Raw genomic sequence first — 26,752 nt, forward strand, 5'->3', positions numbered from 1 at the left:
CGGGCCGGCCCCGCCCCCGTTGGCCGCGCACACCGCGCCCGATCCCGGGGCCGCGCCTACAGTGGGATCGGGGCCTGCCCGGTACGCAGGGCCGGACGGTCCCCGGGGGCACGTGCGACGTGCCCTGGTCCCGTACGAGGCCCGGAGCCAGCGATGCCCGCCACCACCGCGTCATCCCGCCGCACCTCCCCGCCCGGCCGCGCCACCGCCGCCGGACCCCGGACCGCCGCCGCGGCCGAGACCGCCCAGGAGCGGGCGCGCGCCGCCGCCCGCGACGAGGTCACCCGGCCCCCCGGCACCCCGGACTTCGCCGCACTGCTCGACCAGGACCCCGAGATCGCCGGGGTGCTGCTCGCCGAGAGCGCCCGGCAGGCCGACGGCCTCCAGCTCATCGCCGCCGAGAACTTCGCCTCGCCGGCCGTCCTCGCCGCCCTCGGCTCCCCGCTCGCCAACAAGTACGCCGAGGGCTACCCCGGCGCCCGGCACCACGGCGGCTGCGAGATCGTCGATCTGGCCGAGCGGATCGCGGTGGAGCGCGCCAAGGCCCTGTTCGGCGCCGAGCACGCCAACGTCCAGTCCCACTCCGGGTCCTCCGCCGTACTCGCCGCGTACGCCGCCCTGCTGCGCCCGGGGGACACCGTGCTGGCCATGTCCCTGCCGCACGGCGGCCACCTCACCCACGGCTCCCCGGCGAACTTCTCCGGCCGCTGGTTCGACTTCGCCGGCTACGGCGTGGACGAGGCGAGCGGCCTGCTGGACTACGCCGCGATCCGCGCGCTGGCCCGCGCCCGGCGGCCCAAGGCCCTGGTCTGCGGCTCGATCTCGTATCCCCGGCACATCGACTACGCGGCGCTGCGCGATATCGCCGACGAGACCGGCGCGTACCTGATCGCCGATGTGGCGCACCCGATGGGCCTGATCGCCGGCGGCGCGGCGCCCAGCCCGGTGCCGTACGCCGACGTGGTGTGCGCGACCACCCACAAGGTGCTGCGTGGGCCGCGCGGCGGGATGATCCTGTGCCGGGCGCGGCTGGCCGAGCGGATCGACCGGGCGGTGTTCCCGTTCACCCAGGGCGGCGCCCAGATGAACGCGGTGGCCGCCAAGGCGGTGGCGTTCGCCGAGGCCGCCACCCCCGCGTTCCGGGCCTACGCGCGGCAGGTCGTCGCCAACGCCCGGGCGCTGGCCGGGGCGCTCGCCGAGCAGGGCCTGGCGGTCACCACCGGCGGCACCGACACCCATCTGATCACCGCGGACACCGCGCCGCTGGGCGTGGAGGCGCGCACCGCGCGGGGCCGGCTGGCCGCCGCCGGGATCGTCCTGGACATCTGCGCGCTGCCGCGCGGCGCGGCCCCCGGGGCAGGCGGCGGCTGGCCGGCCGGTATCCGGCTGGGCACCGCCGCGGTCACCACCCAGGGCATGGGCGTGGCCGAGATGCACCGGATCGCCGAGCTGATCGGGGCGGCGCTGCGCGAGGAGGGCGCGGTGCGCGCGGCGGTCGCCGGGCTCGTCGGCCGGTTCCCGCCCTATCCCGAAGAGGGCTGAATTCCGCCCTGGTGCCGGCCGGCCCGGGAACCGCCCGCGGGGTGGCCGCGTCCTTCCCCGTATTCCCCTGTGTCACGGCCACCGGCCGGACACGCATAAGGTGTGGGGCTGTGATGGCCAGCTATCTCGATGGGGCAGCCCGTGCGTGAATACCTGCTGACGCTGTGCGTCACTGCCGCGGTGACCTACCTCCTGACCGGGCCGGTGCGGAAGTTCGCGATCGCCGCCGGTGCGATGCCGGAGATCCGCGCGCGGGACGTCCACCGCGAGCCGACGCCGCGCCTGGGCGGGATCGCGATGTTCGGCGGGCTGTGCGCGGGACTGCTGGTGGCCGCGCACCTGACCAACCTCAAGAGCGTCTTCGAGACGAACGAGCCGCGCGCCCTGCTGTCCGGCGCCGCGCTGATCTGGATCCTCGGCGTCCTGGACGACAAGTGGGGCGTGGACGCGCTGGTCAAGCTGGGCGGCCAGATGATCGCCGCGGGTGTGATGGTCCTCCAGGGCCTGACCATCCTCTACCTCCCGGTGCCCGGTATCGGCACGGTCGCGCTGACCCCGATGCAGGGCACGCTGCTGACCGTCGCCCTGGTCGTGATCACCATCAACGCGGTGAACTTCGTCGACGGCCTGGACGGCCTGGCGTCCGGCATGGTCTGCATCGCCGCGGCCGCGTTCTTCATGTACACCTACCGGCTCTGGTTCGGCTACGGCATCGAGGCGGCGGCGCCCGCCACCCTCTTCTCGGTCGTGCTGATGGGCATGTGCCTGGGCTTCCTGCCGCACAACATGCACCCGGCGCGGATCTTCATGGGCGACTCGGGGTCGATGCTGATCGGCCTGGTCATGGCGGCCGGCGCGGTCTCGCTGACCGGCCAGGTGGACCCCGACCTGCTCAACCAGAAGGCGGGCGGTCTGCGCGAGGCGACCCACGCGATGGTGCCGGTCTACATCCCGCTGCTGCTGCCGCTGACGATCATCGCGGTGCCGGTCGCGGACCTGTTTCTGGCCATTGTGCGGCGGACGTGGCAGGGCCAGTCGCCGTTCGCCGCGGACCGCGGGCACCTGCACCACCGGCTGCTGGAGATCGGCCATTCCCACAGCCGCGCGGTGCTGATCATGTACTTCTGGTCGGCGCTGATCGCGTTCGGCGCGGTGGCGTACTCGGCGAACGACGCGAGCATGTGGATCGTCCTGGGGATCGTGCTGCTCAGCGCGGTGGGCCTGGTGCTGCTCCTGCTGCCGCGCTTCACCCCGCGCGCCCCGATGTGGGCCCAGCGGCTGGTGCCGCCGCGCTACCGCCGGGTGGTGCGCGTACCGGCGGCCGGGGCCGCGGAGGCCGGCGCGGGCCGGTCCGGGGAGGCCGCCGGGGAGCCGGGGGAGGAGCGCCGGGCGGCGCTCGCCGCCGGGCTGCACGGCGCCACGGCGATCGGCGACCGGTCACGCTTCGTGGACCGCAGGAAGGCCGGGAGTCATCACTGAGGTGCCCGGAAGTCGCCCGCACGGGTGTCGGGAATCGGGATCGTTGACCCCATACCAGACAAAGTGCGGGCCGTCAGTGCACCTATGTGCGCCGTCACTCTCACGTGTGACAGGATCCACACGAAGCAGGTAAAGACCTCATCAAATAGTTTGTGATACCGTTCACGAAACCCGGTGACAGAGCCGAAGGACCGTAGTGCGACGGTTCATTGGCCCCAGGTTCCTCCTCGGGCCGGGTCTACGCTCGTCCCTGACGACACACCCCCACCCAATGCCGGAGCGCCACCATGCAGTCGAATGACGCCCGACTACTCCTCCACGCCGTCGTGCCCACCCTCGCCGCCGGCGCCCTCGCCGTCGCCGTGAGCGGTGTCCTCGCGGGCGCGTCAGGGGCGATCGGCGCCGTCGTCGGCACCGCGCTGGTGGTGCTGGTGATGGGGGCCGGACTCACCGTCCTCCAGCAGACCGCGAAGAAGCTTCCGCAGCTGTTCCAGATGATGGGCCTGCTGCTGTACACCGTGCAGATCCTGTTCGTGGCGGTGTTCCTCATCGCCTTCAAGAACACAACGCTCTTCGACACCAAGGCATTTGCGTTCACGCTGCTCGCCGCCACTCTCGTATGGATCGCCGCCCAGACGCGCGGCCATATGAAGGCGAAGATCCTGTACGTGGATCCCGGCTCCGCGGAGACGAAGACGGCGGAGACGGCGGGGTCACCGACGTGACACGTAGGGCCGAGATAAACGGCCTCATCCGGGCCTGCTATCGTCCGGTGCCAACTGCGGCGCAGATGGCGCAGGCGGCTGAGCTCCCGAAGTCCGAGAAAAGGAACGGGAAGTTCTCGCGGCCGATGCCTGTGATCCGGTCCGGCTCCGCGCCGACCAGCCGCCCCCCAATCCGTAACACCAGTCCAGTGCCGCTCCGTGGTTCAACGCCGCGCCGACACAACGAGGTTGCCGTACCCATGCGCCACGCTGAAGGAGCTCGCGGTGAGTGCTGAAACGATGCTCGCCTTCGAGACCGACTGCCACATCTTTTCCGGGTGCGGCTTTGATGCTCCCGGGCTTCATAACTTCGTCTTCGAGCCGCTCTTCACCATCGGCGGCTTCGAGTTCAACAAGCCGATGCTGCTGGCACTGCTCAGCACGGTCGTCGTGGTGTGGTTCTTCTGGGCCGCGTTCGGCCGGGCCAAGGTCGTTCCCGGCAAGCTGCAGATGATCGGCGAGGCGGGGTATGACTTCGTGCGCCGCGGGCTCGTCTACGACGCGCTGGGCAAGAAGGAGGGCGAGAAGTACGTCCCCTTCATGGTCTCGCTGTTCTTCTTCGTGTGGATCATGAACCTCTGGTCGATCATCCCGGTCGCCTCCTTCCCGGTGACGTCGGTGATCGCCTTCCCCGCGGGCCTCGCGGCGATCGTCTACATCCTGTGGGTCTTCCTCACCTTCAAGAAGCACGGCTTCGTCGGCGCCTTCAAGAACTTCACCGGCTATGACAAGTCGCTGGGCTGGGTCCTGCCGCTGCTGATGGTCATCGAGCTCTTCTCGAACCTCATCATCCGGCCCTTCACCCACGCCGTGCGACTCTTCGCGAACATGTTCGCGGGCCACCTGCTGATCCTGATGTTCACGGTCGCCAGCTGGTACCTCCTGAACGGGATCGGCTTCGTGTACGCCGGCGCCTCGTTCATCATGACCATCCTGATGACGGCCTTCGAGCTGTTCATCCAGGCCGTCCAGGCGTACGTCTTCGTCCTTCTGGCCTGCAACTACGTCCAGGGCGCGCTCGCCGAGCACCACTGAGCACCCCGGCTCCCACCCCAACAGCTGTCCGGTGGCCAACCCCCACCGGTACGTGAAACGAGAAGGAAGTAACGGCATGTCCGCTGCTCTCGAGATGGTCAACCACCTCGCCGCCGCCGGCGACTCCGCCAAGACCACGGTGGTCGGCAACGTCGCCGCGATCGGTTACGGCCTCGCCGCGATCGGCCCCGGCGTCGGCGTCGGCATCATCTTCGGTAACGGCACCCAGGCCCTGGCCCGCCAGCCCGAGGCCGCCGGCCTGATCCGCACCAACCAGATCATGGGTTTCGCCTTCTGTGAGGCTCTCGCCCTGATCGGCATCGTCATGGGCTTCGTCTACAAGTAAACGAAGCCGCATCGACTATCCATTCAGACGGAAGGCACTGATGTGAACGCCCTGGTCAACTTGGCGGCGGAGGTTCCTGAGAACCCCCTCATCCCGCCGATTCCAGAGCTGGTCATCGGCCTGATCGCTTTCTTCATCGTCTTCGGCTTCCTCGCCAAGAAGCTCCTCCCGAACATCAACAAGGTTCTGGACGAGCGCCGGGCGCAGATCGAAGGCCGGATCGAGGATGCCGAGGCGACTCAGGCCGAGGCCCAGCAGGTTCTCGCGGACTACCGGGCCCAGCTCGCCGACGCCCGCCACGAGGCCGCGCGCCTGCGCCAGGAGGCGCAGGAGCAGGGCGCGACGCTCATCGCCGAGATGCGCGCCGAGGGCCAGCGGCAGCGTGAGGAGATCATCGCCGCCGGCCACGCCCAGATCGCGGCGGACCGCAAGGCGGCCGCCCAGGCGCTGCGCCAGGACGTGGGCAAGCTCGCCACCGACCTGGCCGGCAAGCTCGTCGGCGAGTCCCTCGAGGACCACGCCCGGCAGAGCCGGACCATCGACCGCTTCCTCGACGACCTCGAGGCCAAGGCGGAGTCCGACGCGACGAAGGCTGAGGCCGGCCGATGAATGGAGCGAGCCGCGAGGCACTCGCCTCCGCACGCGAGCAGTTCAACGCGCTGACGGACAGCACCTCCGTCGACGCCGCGACGCTCGCCGAGGAGCTGGCTGCCGTCACCGCTCTGCTCGACCGCGAGGTGTCGTTGCGCCGGGTCCTCACCGACCCGGCGCAGCCCGGCGAGGCGCGGGCCGAGCTGGCCGGGCGGCTGCTCGGCGGCCAGGTCGGCGGCAGCGCCCTCGACCTGGTGACCGGCATGGTCCGGGCGCGCTGGTCGCGCTCCCGCGACCTGCCGGACGCGCTGGAGGAGCTGGCCTACAGCGCCGACCTCGTGGCCGCGCAGCGCGACGGCCGCCTGGACGACGTCGAGGACGAGCTGTTCCGGTTCGGCCGGATCATCGCGGGCAGCGGTGAGCTCCGCCGGGCACTCACGGACCGGAACGCGGCGGTGTCCGCCAAGACGGACCTGCTGCGCACGCTGCTGGGCGGCCGGGCCAACCCGGTCACCGAGCGGCTGGTCATCCGCCTTGTCGCACAGCCGCGGGGCCGTAGCCTGGAGGCAGGGCTCGACGCCCTCTCCAAGCTCGCGGCGGCCCGCCGGGACCGCATGGTCGCGGTGGTCACCTCCGCGGTGCCGCTCAGCGACGGGCAGCGGCAGCGCCTCGGCGCCGCCCTGGCCAAGCTGTACGGCCGCCAGATCCACCTGAACCTCGACGTGGACCCCGCGGTCCTCGGCGGCGTCCGGGTCCGGATCGGCGACGAGGTCATCAACGGGACCATCGCCGAGCGCCTCGACGAGGCCGGTCGGCGGATGGCCGGCTGACCCGGCCACCAACTCAAGAGCTGCACACCCGGCGGCCGACACCGGACCCGCCGGACCGCGAAGGTCCGGCAGCGGTCCGGACGACGCCCCGGAGAACAGCACAAGCACCACGGCGGCCCGAGTTGGGCCGTAAGCGGAAATGCTGGGGGAGACGCCCCCGGACCCGCACGTAACTTCGGGCCCAACAAGGAGAGCAGGGAACCCAGATGGCGGAGCTCACGATCCGGCCGGAGGAGATCCGGGACGCACTGGAGAACTTCGTCCAGGCGTACAAGCCGGACGCGGCCTCGCGCGAAGAGGTCGGGACGGTCAGCGAGGCCGGCGACGGCATCGCGAAGGTCGAGGGCCTTCCCTCGACGATGGCGAACGAACTGCTGAAGTTCGAGGACGGCACGCTCGGTCTCGCGCTGAACCTGGAAGAGCGCGAGATCGGTGCGGTCATCCTCGGTGAGTTCAGCGGCATCGAGCAGGGCCAGCCGGTGCAGCGCACCGGTGAGGTGCTCTCGGTCGCCGTGGGCGAGGGCTACCTCGGCCGCGTCGTCGACCCGCTGGGCAACCCGATCGACGGTCTCGGCGAGATCGAGACCGAGGGCCGCCGCGCCCTGGAGCTGCAGGCCCCCGGCGTCATGGTCCGCAAGTCGGTCCACGAGCCCATGGAGACCGGCTACAAGGCCGTCGACACCATGGTCCCGATCGGCCGCGGCCAGCGTCAGCTGATCATCGGCGACCGCCAGACCGGCAAGACCGCGCTGGCCGTCGACACGATCATCAACCAGCGCGACAACTGGCGGTCCGGCGACCCCAAGAAGCAGGTCCGCTGCATCTACGTCGCCATCGGCCAGAAGGGCTCCACCATCGCGTCCGTCCGCGGCGCGCTGGAGGAGGCCGGCGCCCTGGAGTACACCACCATCGTCGCCGCCCCGGCGTCCGACCCGGCGGGCTTCAAGTACCTCGCGCCCTACACCGGCTCGGCCATCGGCCAGCACTGGATGTACCAGGGCAAGCACGTCCTGATCGTCTTCGACGACCTCTCGAAGCAGGCCGACGCCTACCGCGCCGTGTCCCTGCTGCTGCGCCGCCCGCCGGGCCGCGAGGCGTACCCGGGCGACGTCTTCTACCTGCACTCGCGTCTGCTGGAGCGCTGCGCCAAGCTCTCCGACGACATGGGCGCCGGTTCGATGACGGGTCTGCCGATCGTCGAGACCAAGGCCAACGACGTCTCGGCGTTCATCCCGACCAACGTCATCTCCATCACCGACGGCCAGTGCTTCCTGGAGTCGGACCTGTTCAACGCCAACCAGCGTCCGGCGCTGAACGTCGGTATCTCGGTCTCCCGCGTCGGCGGCTCGGCCCAGCACAAGGCCATCCGCCAGGTCTCCGGCCGGCTCCGCGTCGACCTCGCCCAGTACCGCGAGCTGGAGGCGTTCGCCGCCTTCGGTTCCGACCTGGACGCGGCCTCCAAGCAGCAGCTGGAGCGCGGTAAGCGCATGACCGAGCTGCTCAAGCAGGAGCAGTACGCCCCGATGGCCACCGAGGACCAGGTCGTCTCCATCTGGGCCGGCACCAACGGCAAGATGGACGACGTCCCGGTCGAGGACATCCGCCGCTTCGAGCGGGAGCTCCTGGACCACCTCCACCGGGAGAAGAAGGACCTGCTGACCAGCATCCGCGAGGGCGCCAAGATGTCCGATGACACCATCGGTGCCATCGCGGACGCCGTCGACGCCTTCAAGCGGCAGTTCGAGACCTCGGACGGCAAGCTGCTCGGCGAGGACACCCCGGCCACCGCCAAGTGACGACGGAAGGGACCTGATCCATGGGAGCCACGCTCCGGGTCTACAAGCGTCGCATCCGCTCCGTCTCCGCGACCAAGAAGATCACCCGTGCGATGGAGATGATCGCCGCCTCGCGCGTCGTCAAGGCGCAGCGCCAGGTGGCGGCATCGACGCCGTACGCCAGTGAACTGACCCGCGCGGTGACCGCGGTTGCCACGGGTTCGAACACTGCCCACCCGCTGACGACCGAGGCCGAGAAGCCGACCCGGGCCGCGCTGCTGCTCATCACGAGCGACCGCGGTCTGGCCGGCGCCTACTCCTCCAACGTCATCAAGGCCGCGGACCAGCTCACCGAGCGGCTCAAGGCCGAGGGCAAGGAGGTCGACGCGTACATCGTCGGCCGCAAGGGGGTGTCCTACTACAGCTTCCGCGAGCGCAAGGTCGTGGAGTCGTGGACGGGCTTCACCGACAACCCGACCTACGCCGACGCCAAGAGGATCGCCGCACCGCTGATCGAGGCCGTCCAGAAGGACACCTCGGACGGCGGCGTGGACGAACTCCACATCGTCTACACCGAGTTCATCTCGATGATGACGCAGAACGCGCTGGGCGACCGCCTGCTGCCGCTGTCCCTCGACACGGCCGAGGGCGCGGAGTCCGGCGAGAAGTCCGCGGGCGGGATCCTCCCGCTCTACGACTTCGAGCCGTCGGCGGAGGACGTCCTCGACGCCCTGCTGCCGCGGTACGTGGAGTCGCGGATCTACAACGCGCTGCTGCAGGCCGCCGCCTCCAAGCACGCCGCCACCCGGCGTGCGATGAAGTCGGCGACCGACAACGCCGAAGAGCTCATCAAGTCGCTCTCGCGGCTTGCCAACGCGGCCCGCCAGGCCGAAATCACCCAGGAAATCAGCGAGATCGTCGGCGGCAGTGCCGCGCTGGCCGACGCGACCGCGGGGAGTGACTGACAACTATGACCACCACTGTTGAGCCGACCGCTCCTGCTGGCGTGGCCACTGGCCGCGTCGCGCGGGTCATCGGCCCGGTCGTCGACGTGGAGTTCCCCGTCGACGCGATGCCGGAGATCTACAACGCCCTCACCGTCGAGGTCATCGACCCCGCCGAGAAGGGCAAGCACAAGACGCTGACCCTGGAGGTCGCCCAGCACCTGGGCGAGGGCCTGGTCCGCGCCATCTCCATGCAGCCCACGGACGGCCTGGTGCGCCAGGCCGCGGTGACCGACACCGGCAACGGCATCACGGTGCCCGTCGGCGACGTCACCAAGGGCAAGGTGTTCAACACCCTCGGCGAGATCCTCAACAAGCCCGAGGCGGCCGCCGAGGTCACCGAGCGCTGGCCGATCCACCGCAAGGCCCCGGCCTTCGACCAGCTCGAGTCGAAGACCGAGATGTTCGAGACCGGCATCAAGGTCATCGACCTGCTGACCCCGTACGTCAAGGGCGGCAAGATCGGTCTGTTCGGCGGCGCCGGCGTCGGCAAGACGGTGCTCATCCAGGAGATGATCTACCGCGTCGCCAACAACCACGACGGTGTCTCCGTGTTCGCCGGTGTCGGCGAGCGCACCCGTGAGGGCAACGACCTCATCGAGGAGATGACCGACTCGGGCGTCATCGACAAGACCGCGCTGGTCTTCGGTCAGATGGACGAGCCCCCGGGCACCCGTCTGCGCGTCGCGCTGGCCGGCCTGACCATGGCCGAGTACTTCCGTGACGTCCAGAAGCAGGACGTGCTGTTCTTCATCGACAACATCTTCCGCTTCACGCAGGCCGGTTCCGAGGTCTCCACCCTGCTCGGCCGCATGCCGTCCGCGGTGGGCTACCAGCCGAACCTCGCCGACGAGATGGGCCTCCTCCAGGAGCGCATCACCTCGACCCGCGGTCACTCGATCACCTCGATGCAGGCGATCTACGTCCCCGCGGACGACCTGACCGACCCGGCGCCGGCGACCACCTTCGCCCACCTCGACGCGACGACGGTTCTCTCCCGTCCGATCTCCGAGAAGGGCATCTACCCGGCCGTGGACCCGCTGGACTCCACGTCCCGGATCCTGGACCCGCGCTACATCTCGCAGGAGCACTACGACTGCGCCTCGCGCGTGAAGTCGATCCTGCAGAAGTACAAGGACCTCCAGGACATCATCTCCATCCTGGGTATGGACGAGCTCAGCGAGGAGGACCGGCTCACGGTCTACCGCGCGCGCCGGATCGAGCGGTTCCTGTCGCAGAACACCCACGTGGCGAAGCAGTTCACCGGTGTCGACGGCTCGGACGTGCCGCTGGACGAGTCGATCGCGGCGTTCAACGCGATCGCCGACGGCGAGTTCGACCACTTCCCGGAGCAGGCGTTCTTCATGTGCGGTGGTCTCGAGGACCTCAAGAAGAACGCCAAGGAGCTTGGCGTCTCCTGACCCGTGCTCCCGGACCGGGGGCGGCCCTGGCCGTCCCCGGCCCGTACGACCACTAGTATTTGACCCAGCATCTGCCGTACCCGGCAGGTGGAGACCCGAGGAGCCATCGTGGCTGAGCTGCACGTCGAGTTGGTCGCCGCGGACCGGCAGGTCTGGTCCGGCGAGGCCAGCCTGGTCGTCGCGCGCACCTCGTCGGGCGACATCGGCGTCATGCCCGGACACCAGCCGCTGCTCGGCGTGCTGCAGTCGGGCCCGGTGACGATCCGTACGACCGGCGAGAGCGGCGACGGCACGGTCGTCGCCGCGGTGCACGGCGGCTTCATCTCGTTCGCCGACAACAAGCTGTCTCTGCTCGCGGAGATCGCCGAACTGTCGGACGAGATCGATGTCCAGCGCGCGGAGCGGGCTCTGGAGCGGGCGAAGTCGGAGGCCGACGCGGCCGCCGAGCGCCGCGCCGACGTCCGGCTGCGTGCGGTGGCGGGCGTTCACTAGAGCCCCGTCACCGACGAGATCGATCCTCAGCCGCGGGCTGCCCGGACTTCCGGAGCGGTCCGCGGCTGAGGCAATGCAGGTGCGTTTCCCCGCCCCGGGCTCGCGTCCGGGGGTACCCCACCGAGGCGAGGAGGTCGGTCGAGATGGTCCTCGCTCTGCTTGTGAGCGGCGCGGTCGTGCTGGTGGTGCTGCTGGGACTGTTCGTCTTCGGACTGAGGCGACGGCTCATCCAGCGGTCCGGCGGCACCTTCGACTGCAGCCTGCGCTGGAACGTGCCGGAGGACGAGCCCAGCGGCAAGGGCTGGATCTACGGCGTGGCGCGCTACAACGGCGACCGGATCGAGTGGTTCCGGGTCTTCTCGTACGCGCCCCGGCCCCGCCGCCTGCTGGAGCGCTCCGCCATCGAGGTCCTGGAGCGCCGCACCCCCCAGGGCGAGGAGGAACTCGCCCTGCTCTCCGACTCCATCGTCCTGGCCTGCGGCCACGACGGCACCCGCGTGGAACTCGCCATGAGCGAGGACGCCCTCACCGGCTTCCTCGCCTGGCTGGAGGCCGCGCCCCCGGGGCAGCGGGTGAATGTGGCCTGAGGGCCGACGCCTGAGCGGGCGGCCGGGGTGGTGATCCTTGGTCGTTGAGTCGTTGAGTCGTTGAGTGGCTGACTGACTGATCACTGGCGCCACTGGAATGCCGGCCGCCCTTGTCGCGTTGTGGCCCCGCAGGGGGCGCTTCGGGCCCCTAGGGGATGCGTTCGGGCGGCCCCTACGGGGAGCGGTGGCCCCTGCCGGACCTTTACCCACGCGGTGGGGGGTGTGCACGTCCGTGCGGTGGGGTGTGTTCACGTGCGTGGGGGCGATGGGGCCCGCTCGTGTAGCGGGCCCGTTCGTGCTGCGGGTCCGGGTGGGTTGTGGGCCGGGGTGCGTTGTGGGCCCAGGTGGGCTGCGGGCCCGTTCGTGCTGCGGGCCCAGGTGGGTTGCGGGCCCGGTTGGGTCGATGTGAGCGGTGGGGGGCCGCGTTTACGGTCCCGGCACGTTCAGTTCCTGGGCGAGGACGGCGGCCTGGACGCGGCTGCGGAGGGTGAGTTTGGCGAGCAGGCGGCTGACGTGGGTTTTGACCGTGGCTTCGGCCATCGCCAGGCGGAGGGCGATATCGGCGTTGGACAGGCCCTGGCCCAGGCAGCCGAGGACCTCGCGTTCGCGGGGGGTGAGGGCGTCCAGGACGGACGGGTCGGGTGCGGTGCGGTCGCGGGGCGGGCGGGCCGTGGTCCGGGGGCGGGCGAATTCGGCGATCAGGCGGCGGGTCACCGCGGGGGCGATCAGGCCCTCGCCGGCGGCCACGGTGCGTACGGCGGTGAGGAGCGCCGCGGCGTCGCTGTCCTTCAGCAGGAACCCGGCGGCGCCGGCGCGGAGGGCGCCGAAGACGTATTCGTCGAGGTCGAAGGTGGTCAGGATCAGGACGTCGGCGAGTCCGTCCTCGGTGATGCGGCGGGTGGCGGAGACGCCGTCGAGGCGCGGCATCTGAATGTCCATCAGGACGAGGTCGGGGCGTAAGGCGGTGGCCAGGCGGACGGCCTCCTCGCCGTCCACCGCCTCTCCGACCACCTCGATGTCGGGGGCCGAGCGCAGGATGAGGACCAGCCCGGCCCGTACGGCGGACTGGTCCTCGGCGACGAGGACCCGGATCGGCTGCCCGGCGGCACCTGTCATCGTTGTTCTTCCTCTCCGGTGGCGGGCAGCGCTGCCCGGACCAGCCAGACTCTTCCGTCCGGCCCGCGTGCCGGGCCGGCCTCGAACTCCCCGCCCAGCAGGGCGATCCGCTCCCGCATGCCGACCAGCCCGGCGCCGGAGCCGGGGGCGCGCGGCCCCGGGCGGTGGGCGTACGGGCTGCGGACGGTCACGGTGAGCGCCCCGTCCGGCGCGTCGGCGAGCCGCACCCGGACCTCGCCGGGCGCGGCGTGCTTGAGGGCGTTGGTCAGCGACTCCTGGACGATGCGGTACGCGGCCAGCGCCACCGGCGCGGGCGGTTTCGGGTCGCCCGGTCCGGCCGGGCGCCGGGCGTCGTCCAGGGTGAAGGCCAGGCCGCTGGCGGCGCCGTTCGCGCGGGCCTGTTCGACCAGGGCCTCCAGGCCGTCCAGCGTCGGTGTGGCGGCGGGCTCGTCGCCGGCGGTGGCCTGCGGGTCGCGCAGCAGGCCGATGAGGCGGCGCATCTCGGCCAGGCCCTGGACGCTGTTCTCGCGGATCACGCCGAGCGCCGCCCGGGTCGCGGAGGCGTCGTCGATGGTCTGCGCGGCGGTGGCGTGGATGGCGATCGCGGACAGGTGGTTGGCGACCAGGTCGTGCAGTTCCCTGGCCATCCGGGCGCGTTCGCCGGCGATGGCCTGGGTGCGGTCCATCTCGGCCAGCAGCGCGGTCTGTTCGGCGCGCAGCCGGGCGGTCTGCGCGGCGTCCCGGTGGTTGCGGGTGATCACGCCCGTCCAGGCCGGGGCCATGGTGATCAGCGCGATGCCGATGCCGACGAGCACCACCTGCGGACTGTGCCAGACCGCCGCCGCCACGACCGTGGCCAGCACCGTCACCAGCGCCGAGTGCACCGGGAGGCGGCGGGCGGCGGCCGGCGGCCCGTAGAGCACCGCCGCGTAGACCACGTCGGTGAACATCAGGACGGTGGCGACCAGCGTGCCGGTGCAGATGTCCAGGGCCAGCGCCGGCACCGCGAGGGCCAGCGCGGCCATCGGGGCGGTACGGCGCAGGAGTTCGGCGATCGCCATCACCGTGAGCGCCAGCAGGGTCAGCGCGGCGGGCAGGCCGAAGAGCGGCGGGCCGCCGTGCAGGCCCAGCACCCACAGCAGCGCTCCCACGGACAGCCCGCCGCCGGCGATGAGGACATCGAGGCGGTGCGGCCGGCCGGGCGCGGTGGGGGAGGGGGCGCTCACCCCTCCATCAAACACAACGCCGGCGCCGGACGCCGCCACCTCGGGGCAACCGGCTACGTCGCGGCCGCCCGGCCGCCCCCGGTCCCACCGGCCGCTACATCGAAAGATGCAGCCCGGATCGTCGCCGGTGACGAGGCCGCGGGCGGTGGCGGCTGGGAGGCTGGAAGAGTCCGTCCGGCGCGGCGGGAGCCCGGGCCGTCCGGGACGCCGGGCGGCGGGAAAGGAGACATGCCGTGGTCGTCACGCTGATCATCGCCTGCGAGGTCGGCTTCTGGGTGCTGCTGGTCGCCGGGCTGGCGCTGCGCTATCTGGCGCGGATGCCGAAGACCGGCGCGGCGGTGCTGCTGCTGGAGCCGCTGCTGGAGCTGGCGCTGCTGATCGTCACCGCGGTCGACCTGAAGAACGGCGCCGCCGCGGACTGGAAGCACGGCCTGGCCGCCCTCTACATCGGCTACACCGTCGCCTACGGCCACTACACCATCAAGTGGTTCGACGGGCACTTCGCGCACCGCTTCGCCGGCGGTCCGCGCCCGGCCAAGCGCTACGGCATGGCCCGCTTCGTCCACGAGCTCAAGCTGTGGGTGCGCACGGTGGTGATGGCCGCGGTGGGCTCGGCGCTGCTCCAGGGCGCGATCTGGTACGTCGGGAAGGACGGGGACACCAGCTCGCTGCGGCAGTGGCAGGGGATGAGCCTGAAGATCGTGATGATCCACGGGGTGATCGCGCTGACGTATCTGATCTGGCAGAAGAAGGACCCCGGGGGCCGGACCGCGCCGGACGAGGCGCCGGCCCGGCCCGCGGAGAAGTCGCTGCGCTAGATGCCGCGCGGCCCCGGCGGCGTCAGCGTTCGCCGCCGGGGACCCACAGGACGTCGCCGACCTCCTTGTTCGCCGTCCGGGCGAGGATGAACAGGAGGTCGGAGAGGCGGTTGAGGTAGGTGGCGGTGAGCGGGTTCATGGTCTCGCCGTGCTCCTCCATCGCCGCCCAGGTGGAGCGTTCGGCGCGGCGGACGACCGTGCACGCCTGGTGGAGCAGGGCGGCGCCGGGCGTGCCGCCGGGGAGGATGAAGCTGCGGAGCTTCTCCAGACCGGCCAGGAAGCGGTCGCAGTCCGCCTCCAGCTTGTCGATATAGGACTGCTCGACCCGCAGCGGCGGGAATTCCGGGTCCGCCACCACGGGCGTCGAGAGGTCGGCGCCGACGTCGAAGAGGTCGTTCTGCACCCGCAGCAGCACCGCGGCGACCTCCTCGGGCAGCGAGCCCAGCGCCAGCGCGACGCCGATCGCCGCGTTGGCCTCGTTGGCGTCCGCGTACGCCGCGATCCGGGAATCGGTCTTGGCGGTCCGGCTCATGTCGCCGAGCGCGGTGGTGCCCTTGTCGCCGGTACGGGTGTAGATGCGGGTCAGATTCACCATACGGGCGAGACTACGCCGCGGACCGCCGGAAGGCGCGGGTCCCCAGCGCCATCGCCAGGGCCGCGAAACCGGCCGCGACCAGCGCGCCGCGGAGCACCGCCGGGGAGCCGTAGTCCCCGGTGAACGCGGCCCGGACCGCGTCCACGAGATAGCGCAGCGGCATCACGTGCGAGAGCGCGTCGAGCCAGCCGGGGGCCAGGGTCATCGGCAGCATCAGCCCGGACAGCAGCATCGACGGCATGGTGACCGCGTTGATCACCGGCCCGAACTCCTGCGGCAGCCGCACCTTCAGCGCCAGCGCGTACGACAGCGAGGCCAGGGCGGCGGCCAGGACGGCGACGAACGCCAGGCCGGTGAGGATCCCGGCCAGCGGCGCGCGCAGCCCCAGCACCAGCGCGGCCAGCACCAGCAGCACCGCCTGGAAGACGAAGAGCAGCGCGTCGCGCAGCACCCGCCCCAGCAGCAGCGCGAGCCGGCTGACCGGTGTCACCCGCATCCGCTCCACCACCCCGTACTGCTTCTCGACGAGGAGGCCGAAACCGCAGAACGAGGCGCCGAACAGGGCGAGTTGGAGCAGTAGGCCGGGGACCAGCACCTGCCAGGAGGTGCCCGGCGCGGACAGCGGCAGCCGGGTCAGCAGCGGGCCGAAGAAGACCAGGTACAGCAGCGGCATCAGGACGCCGAAGAGCATCTGGAGGCGGGAGCGCAGGGTCTGGCGCGCGTAGCGGCCGAAGACCAGCGCGGTGTCGGCGAGCAGCGGGGACATGTGTCTCCTAGACGGCGAGCGGGGCGGCGTCCCGCGGGGCGGGGGTGCGGCCGGTGAGGGCGAGGAAGGCGTCCTGGAGGGACGCGCCGGGGGAGCCGGCGTGGGCGCGTTTGAGGGCGTCGGGGGTGCCCTCGGCGGCGACCACGCCGCCGTCGACGATGACCAGCCGGTCGGCCAGCGCATCGGCCTCGTCGAGGTAGTGGGTGGTCAGGAACACGGTGGTGCCCTGGGTGGCGCGCAGGTCGCGGACGAGGTCCCACAGGTCGGCGCGGCTGCCGGGGTCGAGGCCGGTGGTCGGCTCGTCGAGGAAGAGGACCTGCGGGCGGTGGACCAGGCCCATGGCGATGTCGAGCCGGCGCCGCTGGCCGCCGGAGAGCGCGGCGGTCCGGCGGCCCAGGAGGCCGGTCAGGCCGAGCGCGGCGGCCAGCTCCTCGGCGCGCTCGCGGGCCTGGGGCCGCGTCAGGCGGTAGAGGCGGCCCTGGGTGGCCAGTTCCTCGTGGACGGTCAGATGCGGGTCGACGCCGCCGGACTGGGCGACGTAGCCGGTGGCGCGGCGCACCCCGGCCGGGTCGCGGACCAGGTCGCACCCGGCGACGGTGGCGCTGCCGCCGGTGGGCGCGAGCAGCGTGGTGAGCATCCGCAGGGTGGTGGTCTTGCCGGCGCCGTTGGGGCCGAGGAAGCCGAGGATCTCGCCGCGTTGGACGGTGAGGTCGATTCCGCGGACGGCCTCGACGGGGCCGTTCTTCGTCATGAAGGTCCGGGCCAGGCCGGACGTGCTGAGGACGGGCATGGCCCCAGAAAAACAGAGCCATTGAAAAATTGCAATGCCCCCAAATGTTCAGGGAGTCCAGCGAGGGGTACGCTGAGGGCATGGCAGAGGGGCTCAGGGAGCGGAAGAAGCGGCAGACCCGCCAGTACATCTCGGACGTGGCCACCGGGCTGTTCCTGGAGCGCGGCTTCGACGCGGTGACCATCGCGGAGATCGCCCAGGCCGCGGACGTCTCCGTCAACACCGTCTACAACTACTTCCCGGCCAAGGAAGACCTCTTCTTCGACCGGAGCAAGGGCATGGCCGACCGGCTCTCGCGCTTCGTGCGGGCCCGCGCCGAGGGGGAGTCGGCGGCCGCCGCGGTGCTGCGCGAGCTGCGCGACGAGGTGACCTGCGTCTCGCCCAAGGTCGGCCTGTTCGAGGGCTACGAGCGCTTCATGCGCGTCATCCACGGCTCGGCCGTCCTCCAGGCCAGCCTGTGGCGCCTCCAGCAGGAGCAGTACGTCAACTTGGAGGACACCCTGCGCAAGGAGACCGGCGCCGGTCCGGACGACCCCGCGCCGCATCTGATGGCCGGCCAGATCAACTGGGTCCACCAGACCCTGATGTCCGCCATCGCGCAGGAGATGATGGCCGGCCGCGAGCCCGGCGAGGTCTCCCGCGAGGCGCTGGCCCTGCTGGACGACATGGAGGAGCTGCTCAGTGGGAAGGTCCTCAACTACGCGGTGCGGGCGGCCGGCTGACGCTCCCCCGGGCCGCGCCGGTGTGATGTCCGTCATGGCTGCGGGCGCCCCGCCCCGAACGCCCTTGTCGGGCGCCCGGCGGCCCCGCGACAGGCCGGAGTGACGCGCATCTCTATGCCGCCAATCGGGCGCCGCCGACCGCTAACGTCGCATCCGACCGTCAAATGCACAGGGTGTGAGGGGACAGCAGTGGCAAAGAAGCTTGCCGTCATCGGCGCCGGCCTCATGGGTTCCGGGATCGCGCAGGTCTCGGCCCAGGCGGGCTGGGACGTCGTGCTCCGGGACGTCACGGACGAGGCGCTGGCCCGCGGCAAGGGCGGTATCGCGGCCTCGTACGAGAAGTTCGTCGCCAAGGGCAAGCTGGAGGCGTCCGCCGCCGAGCAGGCGCTGGCCCGCATCACCACCACCACCGACCTGGACGCCGCCGCCGACGCGGACCTCGTCGTGGAGGCGGTCTTCGAGAAGATCGAGGTGAAGCGGGAGATCTTCCGGACGCTGGACAAGCTCGTCAAGGACGACGCGGTGCTGGCCTCCAACACCTCCGCGATCCCGATCACCAAGATCGCCGCGGCCACCTCCCGGCCCGAGCGGGTGGTGGGCACCCACTTCTTCTCGCCCGTACCGCTGATGCAGCTGTGCGAGCTGGTCCGGGGCTACAAGACCAGCGACGAAACGCTCGCCACCGCGCGGGAGTTCGCCGAGTCGGTCGGCAAGACCTGCGTGGTGGTCAACCGCGACGTGGCCGGCTTCGTCACCACCCGGCTCATCTCCGCCCTCGTGGTCGAGGCCGCCAAGCTCTACGAGTCCGGGGTGGCCACCGCCGAGGACATCGACACCGCCTGCAAGCTGGGCTTCGGCCACGCGATGGGGCCGCTGGCCACCGCCGACCTGACCGGCGTGGACATCCTGCTGCACGCCACCGAGAACATCTACACCGAGTCCCAGGACGAGAAGTTCGCGCCGCCGGAGATCATGCGCCGCATGGTCGACGCGGGGGACATCGGCCGCAAGAGCGGGCAGGGCTTCTACGCCCACTGATACCGCTGACGCCGCGTCAACGCCGGACCCCGGCGGGATCACCCCGCCGGGTGATTTCGGTATCGGTTCGCTTACAGACGGCAACTTCGCCGTATGAGAGGCAGTCAGATCGGTATACGACAATGCACCACAACCCATGACATCGGGGAGCGCATATGCACATCAGGGGCGACCACGCCGAGCTGGTCGTCGGGGGGCGCCTCGACGTCCGCAGCGCGGCGGACGCCCGTACGGTCCTGCACACCGCGGTGGACTCCGGCCGCGGTGATCTGGTGCTGGACCTGACCGAGCTGGATTCCTGGGACGCCACCGGCCTCGGCGTGATCATGGGCGCGCACCGCCGGGCCGGGCGGAACAACCGCCGGCTGGTGCTGCGCGGGGTGCCGCCGCAGATGCAGCGCCTGCTGGTCGCCACCCGGCTCCACCGCATCCTCGCGATCGAGGGCGGGATCGAGGCGGAGTCGCTGCCGAGGGTGTGAGGGCCGGGGCCCGCTCGCGTACGGGGACGGGTCGGGGTCCGGAGACCGGGGCTGCTTCCGGGCGGCGTCAGCGGTCAGCGGGATGAATGCCGCGGAGCGGATATCTCCCTCATTCCGGTGCGTTTCCGTCAAGGTGCCACCCCGCCGGTGCCCCGCCGCGGGGCGCCGTCTATGGTTCGGTTCCCCGCCGTATGCCATCATCCCGGCGGGGCACCGGACCAGACGCGACGGCTGAGGAAGATCCGCCGGAGCCGGGGGAGTGCGGACGGCCGGAAGCACCGACGGCACGCACATCTGGGAGCTTGCAGCATGGACCCGAACACCCAGCGGGGACCCGAGGAGCACGGCGAGCGGAACGGCCCGGCCGGGCCGCCGGCCGCCGGCGCCGCCGGGTCCGCCGGCCGGCAGGGCGGATCCGGCGGGCTCGCCCGGGTCGTCCGGCTGGTCTCCGGCGACTACCTCGTCACCGTCAACCCCGTCGACGGCTGCGAGATACAGCCCTGCCCGCCCGGGGAGCGCCCCGCCCGCCCGGAGAAGCGCGACCCCGAGGAGCGCGCCGCCGCGGCCCGCGCCGCCCGGCCCCCGGCCCCGGCCGGACCGCTCTCCTTCGCCGGCCACGAACTGCCCCTCGAAGAGCGCGCCGAGGACACCGCCCGGCTCGTCCGGCTGCTCACCCGCGGCCGCTCGGTCCGCGTCACCGGCCCCGCCGGATCCGGCCGCACCCGGCTGCTGGACGAGGTCGCCGGCCAGCTCGACGGCCTCGCCCCGGACGGCGTGGTCCGCCTCTCCGGCTACCACCGCGGCGTCACCGACGTCCTGTACGCGCTGTTCGCCGCCGTCTACCGCGCCCCGCAGCACCGCCCCGACCGGCCCGAGCTGCTGCGCCTGCTCGGCGGTATCGGCGCCGTCGTCGTCCTGGACGACCTGGAGTTCGGCGGCGCCGCGCTGGACGAACTCCTCGACGCCACCCCCGAGTGCGCCTTCCTCCTCGCCGCCACCCCCGACGTCCCGGCCCCCAGCGCCGACGCGCACGTCGAGGAGGTCTTCCTCGGCGGGATCAGCCGGGAGGCCGGGACGCGGCTGCTGGAGCGGGCCGTGGAGCGCCCGCTGACCAAGGACGAGAAGTCCTGGGCCGCCGACCTGTGGTTCGAGTCCGAGGGGCGGCCGCTGCGGTTCGTCCAGGCCGCGGCGCTGCTCCGGCAGCGCGACCGGGCCCGCACCGCGCCCGGCGCCCTGGACGACGGCTACGGGCTCTTCCCGGAGGAGGGCGCGGAGGGGCCGGACGGCGCGGACGGCGCCGAGGCGGGCCCGCTGCCGGAGCTCGGCGAGGCCGCCGCGCCCGCCCCGCTGCTCGCCGCCCGGCTCGGCACCGCCGCCCAGGAGGCGCTCCGCTTCGCGGTCGCCCTCGGCGGCGAGGTCCCGCACCAGACGCATCTGCCCGCCCTCACCCAGGACACCCACGCCGACGCCGCCCTCGGCGAACTCCTCGGCTGCGGCCTGATCAGCCCGGCCGGCGGCCACTACCGGCTCGCCGGCACCGTACGGGATCAGCTGGCCGCCGCCGGCTACGGCGACGACGCCGCCGAGCGGGCGCACACCGCCGCCCAGCACTACGCCTGGTGGGCCGGGCACCCCTCGGTCACCCCGGAGCGGGCCGCCGCCGAGTCCGACGCGGTGCTGGCCGCCATGAGCGTGCTGACCGGCAGCCGCGCAAAGGGCCACCCGGCCGCCGCGGTGCTGCTGGCCCGCACCGCCGCGCCCGCGTTCGCCGCTGCGCTGCACTGGAGCGCCTGGGAGCGCGCCCTGCGGCACGGCCAGGAGGCCGCCCGGCTCGCCGGGGAGGTCGCCGAGGAGGCGTACTTCCACCACGACCTGGGCGTACTGGCGCTGTGCGGCGGGCAGGTCGACCGGGCGCGCGCGGAGCTGGAGGCGTCCATCGGGCTGCGCGGGGTGCTCTCCGACCGGGACGGCGCGGTCGCCGGGCGGCGGGCCCTCGCCCTGGTCATCGACCGGGCCCGGGCCGCCTCGGCGGACGCCCCGACGACCATGCTCTCCTCCGTCGCCCCGGCCGGACCGGGCACGCCGGACGAGTCCGGGACGGGTGCCGGTGCCCAGTCGCCGGACGCCGTCTCGACCACCAAGCTCCCCGCCGTCACCGGCACCGAGGGCCCGGCCACCACGGTCACCGCCCGGCCGCCCGCCGCGGGCGCGGCCCTGGGGGCCACCGCCGCCACCGCGGCCGTCCCGGCCGCCAAGGCCGCCGCGGCCACCGGCGCGTCCCCCGCGGCCGGTCCCCGGGCCGGCACCGCGGCCCGTCCCGGCGCCGGCGGCGTACGGTCCGGGGTCCGCCGCACCAGCCGCCGCAACCTCATCGCGGCCGGCGCCGGCGTGCTGCTGGCCGCCGTCGTCGGCACCGTCGTCACCCTCGGCATGACCTCCGGCGACGCCGCCCCGCACGACGGCAAGGTCACCACCGACAACTCCCCGACGCCCGGCGGCGACACCCAGGACCCGGCGCTGGAGCCCGGCACCGGCCCCGGCCTGCCGCCCACCGGCGGCACCACCCGGCCCGGCGCCCCCGGCACCCCGGGCCACCGGCCCAGCACCTCGCCGTCCGCCCCCGGCACCACCGGCGCCCCCAGCGGCACCGGCAGCCCCAGCGACCCCACCACCGGGCCGACCGGCACGGACGGCGGGACGGGCTCGCCCACCGGCAGCCCGACCCACCGCCCCACCCACTCGCCGACCGGTACGCCCACGGGCCCCGGCCCGACCGGGTCGCCCACCGACCCGCAGCCGACCGGCTCGACCGGCACGCCGACCGGGGGGACGCCGACCTCCGGCGGGACCTCCTCCGGGGGCACCTCGTCGGGCGGCTCGTCCACGGGCGGCTCGTCGTCGGGCGGTTCGACGTCGGGCGGGTCGTCGACGGGCGGTTCGCCGTCGGGCGGCTCGTCCACCGGCGGCAGCCCGTCCGGCTCCAGCTCCGCGGTGGCGCCGAACGCCGGGACCGGCCAGGACACCGCACCGCCGTCATCCGGCCAGCCGTCATCCGGCCAGCCGTCCTCCGGCCAGGGCAGCCCGACCGCCTGACCCCGTACGCCCCGTGCGCCCCACCCGCCGCACGGGGCACCGGAGCCTCAGCACAACGGCCCGGTACGCACCGCCCGCCGAAGAAGGCGGACGAGGCGTACCGGGCCGTCGTCGCGGGGCCGGGCGCGGCGGTCAGAACAGCCGCAGCTTGTCGTCCTCGATACCGCGCAGCGCGTCGTAGTCCAGCACCACGCAGCCGATACCGCGGTCGGTGGCCAGCACCCGCGCCTGCGGCTTGATCTCCTGAGCTGCGAAGACGCCCTTCACCGGGGCGAGGTGCGGATCGCGGTTGAGGAGTTCGAGGTAGCGGGTGAGCTGCTCCACACCGTCGATCTCCCCGCGCCGCTTGATCTCCACGGCGACGGTCTGGCCATCGGCGTCCCGGCACAAGATATCCACCGGCCCGATGGCGGTGGGGTATTCACGCCGAATCAGCGAGTAGCCCTCGCCGAGTGTCTCGATCCGGTCGGCGAGCAGTTCCTGGAGGTGGGCCTCCACCCCGTCCTTGATGAGTCCGGGGTCCACGCCGAGCTCGTGCGAGGAGTCGTGCAGGATCTCCTCCAGGGTGATGATGAGCTTCTCGCCGCCCTTGTTCTCCACCGTCCAGACGCTGCCGTCGCCCTCCTTCAGGGAGCAGGGCGGCGACATCCAGTTGAGGGGTTTGTAGGCCCGGTCGTCCGCGTGGATGGAGACGGAGCCGTCCGCCTTCACGAGGATGAGGCGGGGGGCGGAGGGGAGATGAGCGGTGAGCCGCCCCGCGTAGTCCACGGAGCAGCGGGCGATGACGAGACGCATGGTGCGCCACGCTACTCGAACCAGGGCCGTCGGCGCGATTCGCCCCTGGCCCGGCCGCCCTTTACGGGGGAAACCCCCGCACCCCCGGCGCCCGTCCTTGGCCGGTTGTCTCCGCATTCTCCTGGTGCGGGCCCCTTGCGCGGCATACGGTTGACGCGGGGGGTCGTGAGGCGGACACGCTCTGTCGCGAATTCCCCTTGTCCCATCCCGTCAGGCCCCGACCGTCCCGGCGGGGCCGCGAGAGGAGAACCTCATGTCGCTCGACGTCTCACCGGCCCTCCTCGAACAGGCCGAGCGAGGCGAGGTCGACGAAGCCGCGTTTGTCGACTGCGTCCGGACGTCCCTGCCCTACGCGTGGGGGATGATCAGCTCTTTGGTGGCCCGGCTGCAGGCGGACGGCGGGGAGTTCGCCGACAACCAGACGCCGCCGCCGGACGAGCAGGCGCGCGGCCAGCTGCTGCGCGCACTGGCGAGTGACGCCATCCGCGGCTCGCTGGAGCGTCACTTCGGTGTGCGCCTCGCCTTCCAGAACTGCCACCGGGTCGCGGTCTTCCCGCACGACCCGGCCGCCGACGAGCGGCTGGCCCGTTTCACCTCCATACGCGGCCAGCTGCTGAACCAGTCGCCCGAACTCCGCGACTGCTGATCGGAGTTGCTGCCGCTGAGCCGTCCGCCGGGGCACCCTCCGGGGGCGCGCGCCGGCGGCAGCACCACCGACCAGCCGTGCCGGACCCCGCGCGCCCCGCCGCCCGCTCCGGCGGGGTCACCCCAGGCGCGGCAGGACCTCCGCGCCCAGCCGCCGGACGTTCTCCTCGGTGGCGGCCAGATCCCCCGAGCCCTCCACCAGCAGCGCGAAGCGCCGGATGCCGGTCCGCTCCGACGTCGCCGCCAGCCGGTCCGCGCACAGCTTTGGCGTCCCCACCGGATGCAGCCCGCACAGCAGCTCGGTGTACGCCAGCGGATCGCGCATCGTCCGATAGCGGCCGTCGACGGTGACATGGGCGCCCAGCCCCTGCCGCAGCCAGCCGGGCATCGCCTTCGTCAGCGTCTCCACCGCCGCGTCCCGGTCGTCGGCGATCTGCACCACACCGGCCGAGACGTGCTCCGCCGCCGCGACCTCGCCGGGATCCCGGCCCGCGTCCAGCGCCGCCGCCCGCCACAGCGCGACCATCTCCGCCTTCTCCTCGTCGCCGCAGTGCATGCCCAGCAGCATCGGCAGCCCGCGCGCGGCGGCCAGCCGCACCGACGCCGGGGACGTGCACGCCACCACCACCGGCGGGCCGGCGGTCAGCCCGCGCGGATCGTCCGGATCGGCCAGCGCCTCGGCCGCCCGCGGCACCACCGCCACCTCCCGGAAGGCGTAGCGCTCACCGCGCGCCCCGACCCGCGGTTCGCGCAGCCAGCGCAGCAGCAGATCCAGCGCCTCCGGGAAGCCGTGGTCGTACGCCGCGAGACCGGCGCCGAAGACCTCCAGGTCCACCCACGGGCCGCCGCGGCCGACGCCGAGCGTGAACCGCCCCTCCGACGTCAGGTGCAGCAGCGCCGCCTGCTCGCCGAGCGCGACCGGATGCTGGGTCGGCAGCACGCTGACCGCCGTGCCCACCCCGATCCGGCGCGTCCGGCCCAGCAGCAGCGCGGCCAGCGTCGCCGCCTGCGGGCACACGCCGTACGGGACGAAGTGGTGCTCGGCGAGCCACACTTCGTGCAGCCCGGCCTCCTCCGCCACCTCCGCGGAGCGCACCGCGCGGTGCAGTGCCTCGCCCTGCCCCTGACCGGGGAACTGGGCCGCCAGGATGAAAGCCCCAACGCGCATCGCTCTCTGCCTCCTTGCAGCCGACGCGACCCCCCACACCCGGCACCAACGGGTGACATCTGCCCGGGGCACGGCCTGACGGGAAATTGCCAGATGATCGCAGAAACGTGACGGCGGGCGTTTGTCCCTGACCGCGCCGCGTACGCTGGTGACAGCCCTCCCCCGAGCCCTGCGCTCCGTCGACCTGCCGAGGTGAGTCCGTGTCCCCGCGTCGAAACCGCCAGCGCGGTGCCCAGCCCGCCGACCACCCGGGGCCGGGCCGCTACGGTCTGGAGATCACCGAGGAGTGGCGCGGGGAGGACTGGGTGGTCCGCCAGATCGGCTCCGCCGGCGCGGTCAAGCACTACCGCTGCCCCGGCTGCGACCAGGAGATCCCGCCGGGCGTCCCGCACGTCGTCACCTGGCCGCGCTACGGCGATGTGGACGACCGCCGGCACTGGCACCGGGCGTGCTGGAACGCGCGGAACCGCCGGAGCGCGCGACTCCAGCGGTCCCGTAACGCGCCCCGGTATTAGGGGCGTTGTGCCGCAGCGGCGTGGTGCGCCGCGGACATCCGGTCAGACGTCGCGGCGGGTCAGTGCCGCGTAGGCGCCGCCCAGGGCCACCGCGGTCACCCCGGCCAGGATCAGCACCGGCTCCCAGCCCGACGGGCCGTCCGCCACGAACGGGATGTCGTACAGCGCCGCGAGCGCGTTGGGCACCGAGTACGCGATCATCGCGTGCTGGACGTCCCGCAGCGACTCGCCCTGGAGGAAGAGGGCCAGCAGCATCGGCAGCAGCACCAGGCCCGTCATCGCGCTGATGGCGCCCGCCGAGTGCCGCAGCAGCGCGCCCACGGCCAGCGCCAGCAGGCCCAGCAGCGCGACGTACAGACCGGCGCCGAGGGTGCCGCGCAGCCACTGGTCGGCGGTCGGCGCCGGGCCGTTGAGGTAGCCGTAGTCGAGCAGTCCGACGACGAGCGTGGCGAACGTGGTCAGCGCCAGCGCCAGCCCGAAGAACACCAGGGCCTTGGCGGTGAGCACCCGGGCCCGGCCGGGGCAGGCGGTCAGCGTCGTGCGGATGAGGCCGGTGCCGTACTCGGACGAGATCGACAGCACGCCCAGCGTCATCACGCACAGGCTGCCCAGCAGCACCCCGACGAAGCCGATCGCGAGCAGCGGGGCGACCTTGCGCTCGGAGCCCAGGGCGAGGGTGGTCAGCGTCCCGATGCCGAGGTTCAGCAGCAGCATCACGCCGAGCGTCCACATCGTGGAGCGCACCGAACGGATCTTGGTCCACTCGGCGGCCAGCGCGTGGCCCAGGTGGGTGGGGCGGAGGGGGATGGGGGAGACGTAACCGGGTGAAGTGGGCTGACCCGCTTGCCAGTTGGGGGCGGCGGGGGGCTGCTGCCGGTCCGGGCCCGGGGGCTGGTGCGGCGGCTGCGGCTGGGGCTGCGGGGCCTGGGGGACGGTCAGCATCATCGTGCCGGGGTCCTTGGTGCCCGGGCCGTGCGCGGCCAGCGGGCGCGGCTCGGGGTGCCCGCCGGCCGGCGGCTGGGCCTGGAGCATCATCGTGCCGGCCTCCTTGGCGGGGGCGGGCTGCTGCGCCTGGAGCGCCATCGTGCCCGGCTCGCCGGCCGCGGGCGGCTGCGCGGGC

General features: G+C 72.6%; 27 protein-coding genes. 19 read left to right on the plus strand and 8 right to left on the minus strand.

Going from position 1 to position 26,752, the window contains the following annotated elements; translation table 11 throughout:
* Window positions 1-153 precede the first annotated feature (153 nt).
* The 12 genes from glyA to ADL22_RS25120 all read left to right on the plus strand — a co-directional run bounded on the left by glyA (window position 154) and on the right by ADL22_RS25120 (window position 11,866).
* Complete coding sequence (glyA, locus tag ADL22_RS25065) at window positions 154-1,542, plus strand: serine hydroxymethyltransferase (RefSeq protein WP_079064404.1); 1,389 nt, start codon at window positions 154-156, stop codon at window positions 1,540-1,542.
* 129 nt (window positions 1,543-1,671) lie between these two features.
* The gene (locus ADL22_RS25070; protein WP_079064405.1) at window positions 1,672-3,021 is read left to right on the plus strand and encodes an MraY family glycosyltransferase; all 1,350 of its coding nucleotides are present in this window, start codon (window positions 1,672-1,674) and stop codon (window positions 3,019-3,021) included.
* 287 nt (window positions 3,022-3,308) lie between these two features.
* Window positions 3,309-3,746 carry a hypothetical protein gene (locus ADL22_RS25075; protein ID WP_066984129.1) on the plus strand — a complete coding sequence of 146 codons (438 nt, stop codon included), beginning with the start codon at window positions 3,309-3,311 and terminating at the stop codon, window positions 3,744-3,746.
* Window positions 3,747-4,025: 279 nt separating this feature from the next.
* A complete protein-coding gene (gene atpB / locus ADL22_RS25080; RefSeq protein ID WP_066984132.1) occupies window positions 4,026-4,820 on the plus strand; it encodes a F0F1 ATP synthase subunit A in 795 nt (264 codons plus the stop codon).
* Between the two features lie 76 nt (window positions 4,821-4,896).
* Complete coding sequence (gene atpE / locus ADL22_RS25085; RefSeq protein ID WP_016570924.1) at window positions 4,897-5,166, plus strand: ATP synthase F0 subunit C; 270 nt, start codon at window positions 4,897-4,899, stop codon at window positions 5,164-5,166.
* 42 nt (window positions 5,167-5,208) lie between these two features.
* Window positions 5,209-5,775, plus strand: coding sequence for a F0F1 ATP synthase subunit B (locus ADL22_RS25090; RefSeq protein WP_066984135.1), 567 nt, complete (start codon window positions 5,209-5,211; stop codon window positions 5,773-5,775).
* On the plus strand, window positions 5,772-6,587 hold the full coding sequence (locus ADL22_RS25095; RefSeq protein ID WP_066984138.1) for a F0F1 ATP synthase subunit delta: 816 nt from the start codon (window positions 5,772-5,774) through the stop codon (window positions 6,585-6,587). The genes ADL22_RS25090 and ADL22_RS25095 overlap by 4 nt, the downstream gene beginning before the upstream one ends.
* Before the next feature lie 206 nt (window positions 6,588-6,793).
* Complete coding sequence (atpA, locus tag ADL22_RS25100) at window positions 6,794-8,383, plus strand: F0F1 ATP synthase subunit alpha (RefSeq protein ID WP_066984141.1); 1,590 nt, start codon at window positions 6,794-6,796, stop codon at window positions 8,381-8,383.
* 20 nt (window positions 8,384-8,403) lie between these two features.
* The gene (locus tag ADL22_RS25105) at window positions 8,404-9,327 is read left to right on the plus strand and encodes a F0F1 ATP synthase subunit gamma (protein ID WP_066984143.1); all 924 of its coding nucleotides are present in this window, start codon (window positions 8,404-8,406) and stop codon (window positions 9,325-9,327) included.
* A 5-nt stretch (window positions 9,328-9,332) separates the two neighbouring features.
* On the plus strand, window positions 9,333-10,787 hold the full coding sequence (atpD, locus tag ADL22_RS25110; protein ID WP_066984146.1) for a F0F1 ATP synthase subunit beta: 1,455 nt from the start codon (window positions 9,333-9,335) through the stop codon (window positions 10,785-10,787).
* A 108-nt stretch (window positions 10,788-10,895) separates the two neighbouring features.
* On the plus strand, window positions 10,896-11,279 hold the full coding sequence (locus tag ADL22_RS25115) for a F0F1 ATP synthase subunit epsilon (RefSeq protein WP_066984149.1): 384 nt from the start codon (window positions 10,896-10,898) through the stop codon (window positions 11,277-11,279).
* A gap of 143 nt (window positions 11,280-11,422) precedes the next feature.
* Window positions 11,423-11,866: a DUF2550 domain-containing protein gene (locus ADL22_RS25120; protein WP_066984152.1), complete on the plus strand. Its 444-nt coding sequence runs from the start codon at window positions 11,423-11,425 to the stop codon at window positions 11,864-11,866.
* Window positions 11,867-12,292: 426 nt separating this feature from the next.
* On the opposite strand, the gene ADL22_RS25125 is transcribed toward ADL22_RS25120, so the two are convergent.
* Window positions 12,293-12,982, minus strand: a complete 690-nt coding sequence (locus ADL22_RS25125; RefSeq protein ID WP_066984155.1) for a response regulator — start codon at window positions 12,980-12,982, stop codon at window positions 12,293-12,295.
* Window positions 12,979-14,208: a sensor histidine kinase gene (locus tag ADL22_RS25130; protein ID WP_066984159.1), complete on the minus strand. Its 1,230-nt coding sequence runs from the start codon at window positions 14,206-14,208 to the stop codon at window positions 12,979-12,981. The genes ADL22_RS25125 and ADL22_RS25130 overlap by 4 nt, the downstream gene beginning before the upstream one ends.
* A 233-nt stretch (window positions 14,209-14,441) precedes the next feature.
* Here ADL22_RS25130 and ADL22_RS25135 point away from each other — a divergent pair, with 233 nt between their 5' ends.
* On the plus strand, window positions 14,442-15,026 hold the full coding sequence (locus ADL22_RS25135) for a hypothetical protein (RefSeq protein WP_066984162.1): 585 nt from the start codon (window positions 14,442-14,444) through the stop codon (window positions 15,024-15,026).
* A gap of 22 nt (window positions 15,027-15,048) precedes the next feature.
* Here the strand turns inward: ADL22_RS25135 and ADL22_RS25140 are convergent, their stop codons facing one another.
* The 3 genes from ADL22_RS25140 to ADL22_RS25150 are packed head-to-tail and all read right to left on the minus strand — an operon-like array spanning window position 15,049 to window position 17,177.
* On the minus strand, window positions 15,049-15,621 hold the full coding sequence (locus ADL22_RS25140) for a cob(I)yrinic acid a,c-diamide adenosyltransferase (RefSeq protein WP_066984164.1): 573 nt from the start codon (window positions 15,619-15,621) through the stop codon (window positions 15,049-15,051).
* 10 nt (window positions 15,622-15,631) lie between these two features.
* Window positions 15,632-16,387, minus strand: coding sequence for an ABC transporter permease (locus ADL22_RS25145; protein WP_066984167.1), 756 nt, complete (start codon window positions 16,385-16,387; stop codon window positions 15,632-15,634).
* A gap of 7 nt (window positions 16,388-16,394) precedes the next feature.
* Entirely contained in the window at window positions 16,395-17,177 is a 783-nt protein-coding gene (locus tag ADL22_RS25150) for an ABC transporter ATP-binding protein (protein WP_066984170.1), read from the minus strand.
* Window positions 17,178-17,257: 80 nt separating this feature from the next.
* Between ADL22_RS25150 and ADL22_RS25155 the strand changes: the two genes are divergently transcribed.
* The 4 genes from ADL22_RS25155 to ADL22_RS25170 all read left to right on the plus strand — a co-directional run bounded on the left by ADL22_RS25155 (window position 17,258) and on the right by ADL22_RS25170 (window position 22,509).
* Window positions 17,258-17,899, plus strand: a complete 642-nt coding sequence (locus tag ADL22_RS25155; RefSeq protein ID WP_066984173.1) for a TetR/AcrR family transcriptional regulator — start codon at window positions 17,258-17,260, stop codon at window positions 17,897-17,899.
* Window positions 17,900-18,088: 189 nt separating this feature from the next.
* A complete protein-coding gene (locus tag ADL22_RS25160) occupies window positions 18,089-18,937 on the plus strand; it encodes a 3-hydroxyacyl-CoA dehydrogenase family protein (RefSeq protein ID WP_066984175.1) in 849 nt (282 codons plus the stop codon).
* Between the two features lie 155 nt (window positions 18,938-19,092).
* On the plus strand, window positions 19,093-19,416 hold the full coding sequence (locus tag ADL22_RS25165; protein WP_066984179.1) for an STAS domain-containing protein: 324 nt from the start codon (window positions 19,093-19,095) through the stop codon (window positions 19,414-19,416).
* A gap of 309 nt (window positions 19,417-19,725) precedes the next feature.
* Window positions 19,726-22,509, plus strand: a complete 2,784-nt coding sequence (locus ADL22_RS25170) for an ATP-binding protein (RefSeq protein WP_066984182.1) — start codon at window positions 19,726-19,728, stop codon at window positions 22,507-22,509.
* A 132-nt stretch (window positions 22,510-22,641) separates the two neighbouring features.
* On the opposite strand, the gene nucS is transcribed toward ADL22_RS25170, so the two are convergent.
* Window positions 22,642-23,304 (minus strand): endonuclease NucS, encoded by a 663-nt coding sequence (nucS, locus tag ADL22_RS25175; RefSeq protein WP_066984185.1) that lies wholly within the window; start codon window positions 23,302-23,304, stop codon window positions 22,642-22,644.
* Between the two features lie 253 nt (window positions 23,305-23,557).
* Here nucS and ADL22_RS25180 point away from each other — a divergent pair, with 253 nt between their 5' ends.
* Window positions 23,558-23,950: an SCO5389 family protein gene (locus ADL22_RS25180; RefSeq protein WP_066984188.1), complete on the plus strand. Its 393-nt coding sequence runs from the start codon at window positions 23,558-23,560 to the stop codon at window positions 23,948-23,950.
* A 117-nt stretch (window positions 23,951-24,067) separates the two neighbouring features.
* On the opposite strand, the gene ADL22_RS25185 is transcribed toward ADL22_RS25180, so the two are convergent.
* Complete coding sequence (locus ADL22_RS25185) at window positions 24,068-25,117, minus strand: LLM class flavin-dependent oxidoreductase (protein ID WP_066984191.1); 1,050 nt, start codon at window positions 25,115-25,117, stop codon at window positions 24,068-24,070.
* A gap of 200 nt (window positions 25,118-25,317) precedes the next feature.
* On the opposite strand from ADL22_RS25185, the gene ADL22_RS25190 reads away from it, so the two are divergent.
* Window positions 25,318-25,632, plus strand: a complete 315-nt coding sequence (locus ADL22_RS25190) for an ATP/GTP-binding protein (RefSeq protein WP_066984194.1) — start codon at window positions 25,318-25,320, stop codon at window positions 25,630-25,632.
* Window positions 25,633-25,674: 42 nt separating this feature from the next.
* Here ADL22_RS25190 and ADL22_RS25195 read toward each other — a convergent pair.
* Window positions 25,675-26,752 (minus strand): ABC transporter permease subunit (locus tag ADL22_RS25195; protein ID WP_324615609.1); only part of this gene is annotated, 1,078 nt, incomplete at its 5' end.

Source organism: Streptomyces sp. NRRL F-4489 (assembly GCF_001509485.1).
Lineage (GTDB): Bacteria > Actinomycetota > Actinomycetes > Streptomycetales > Streptomycetaceae > Streptomyces.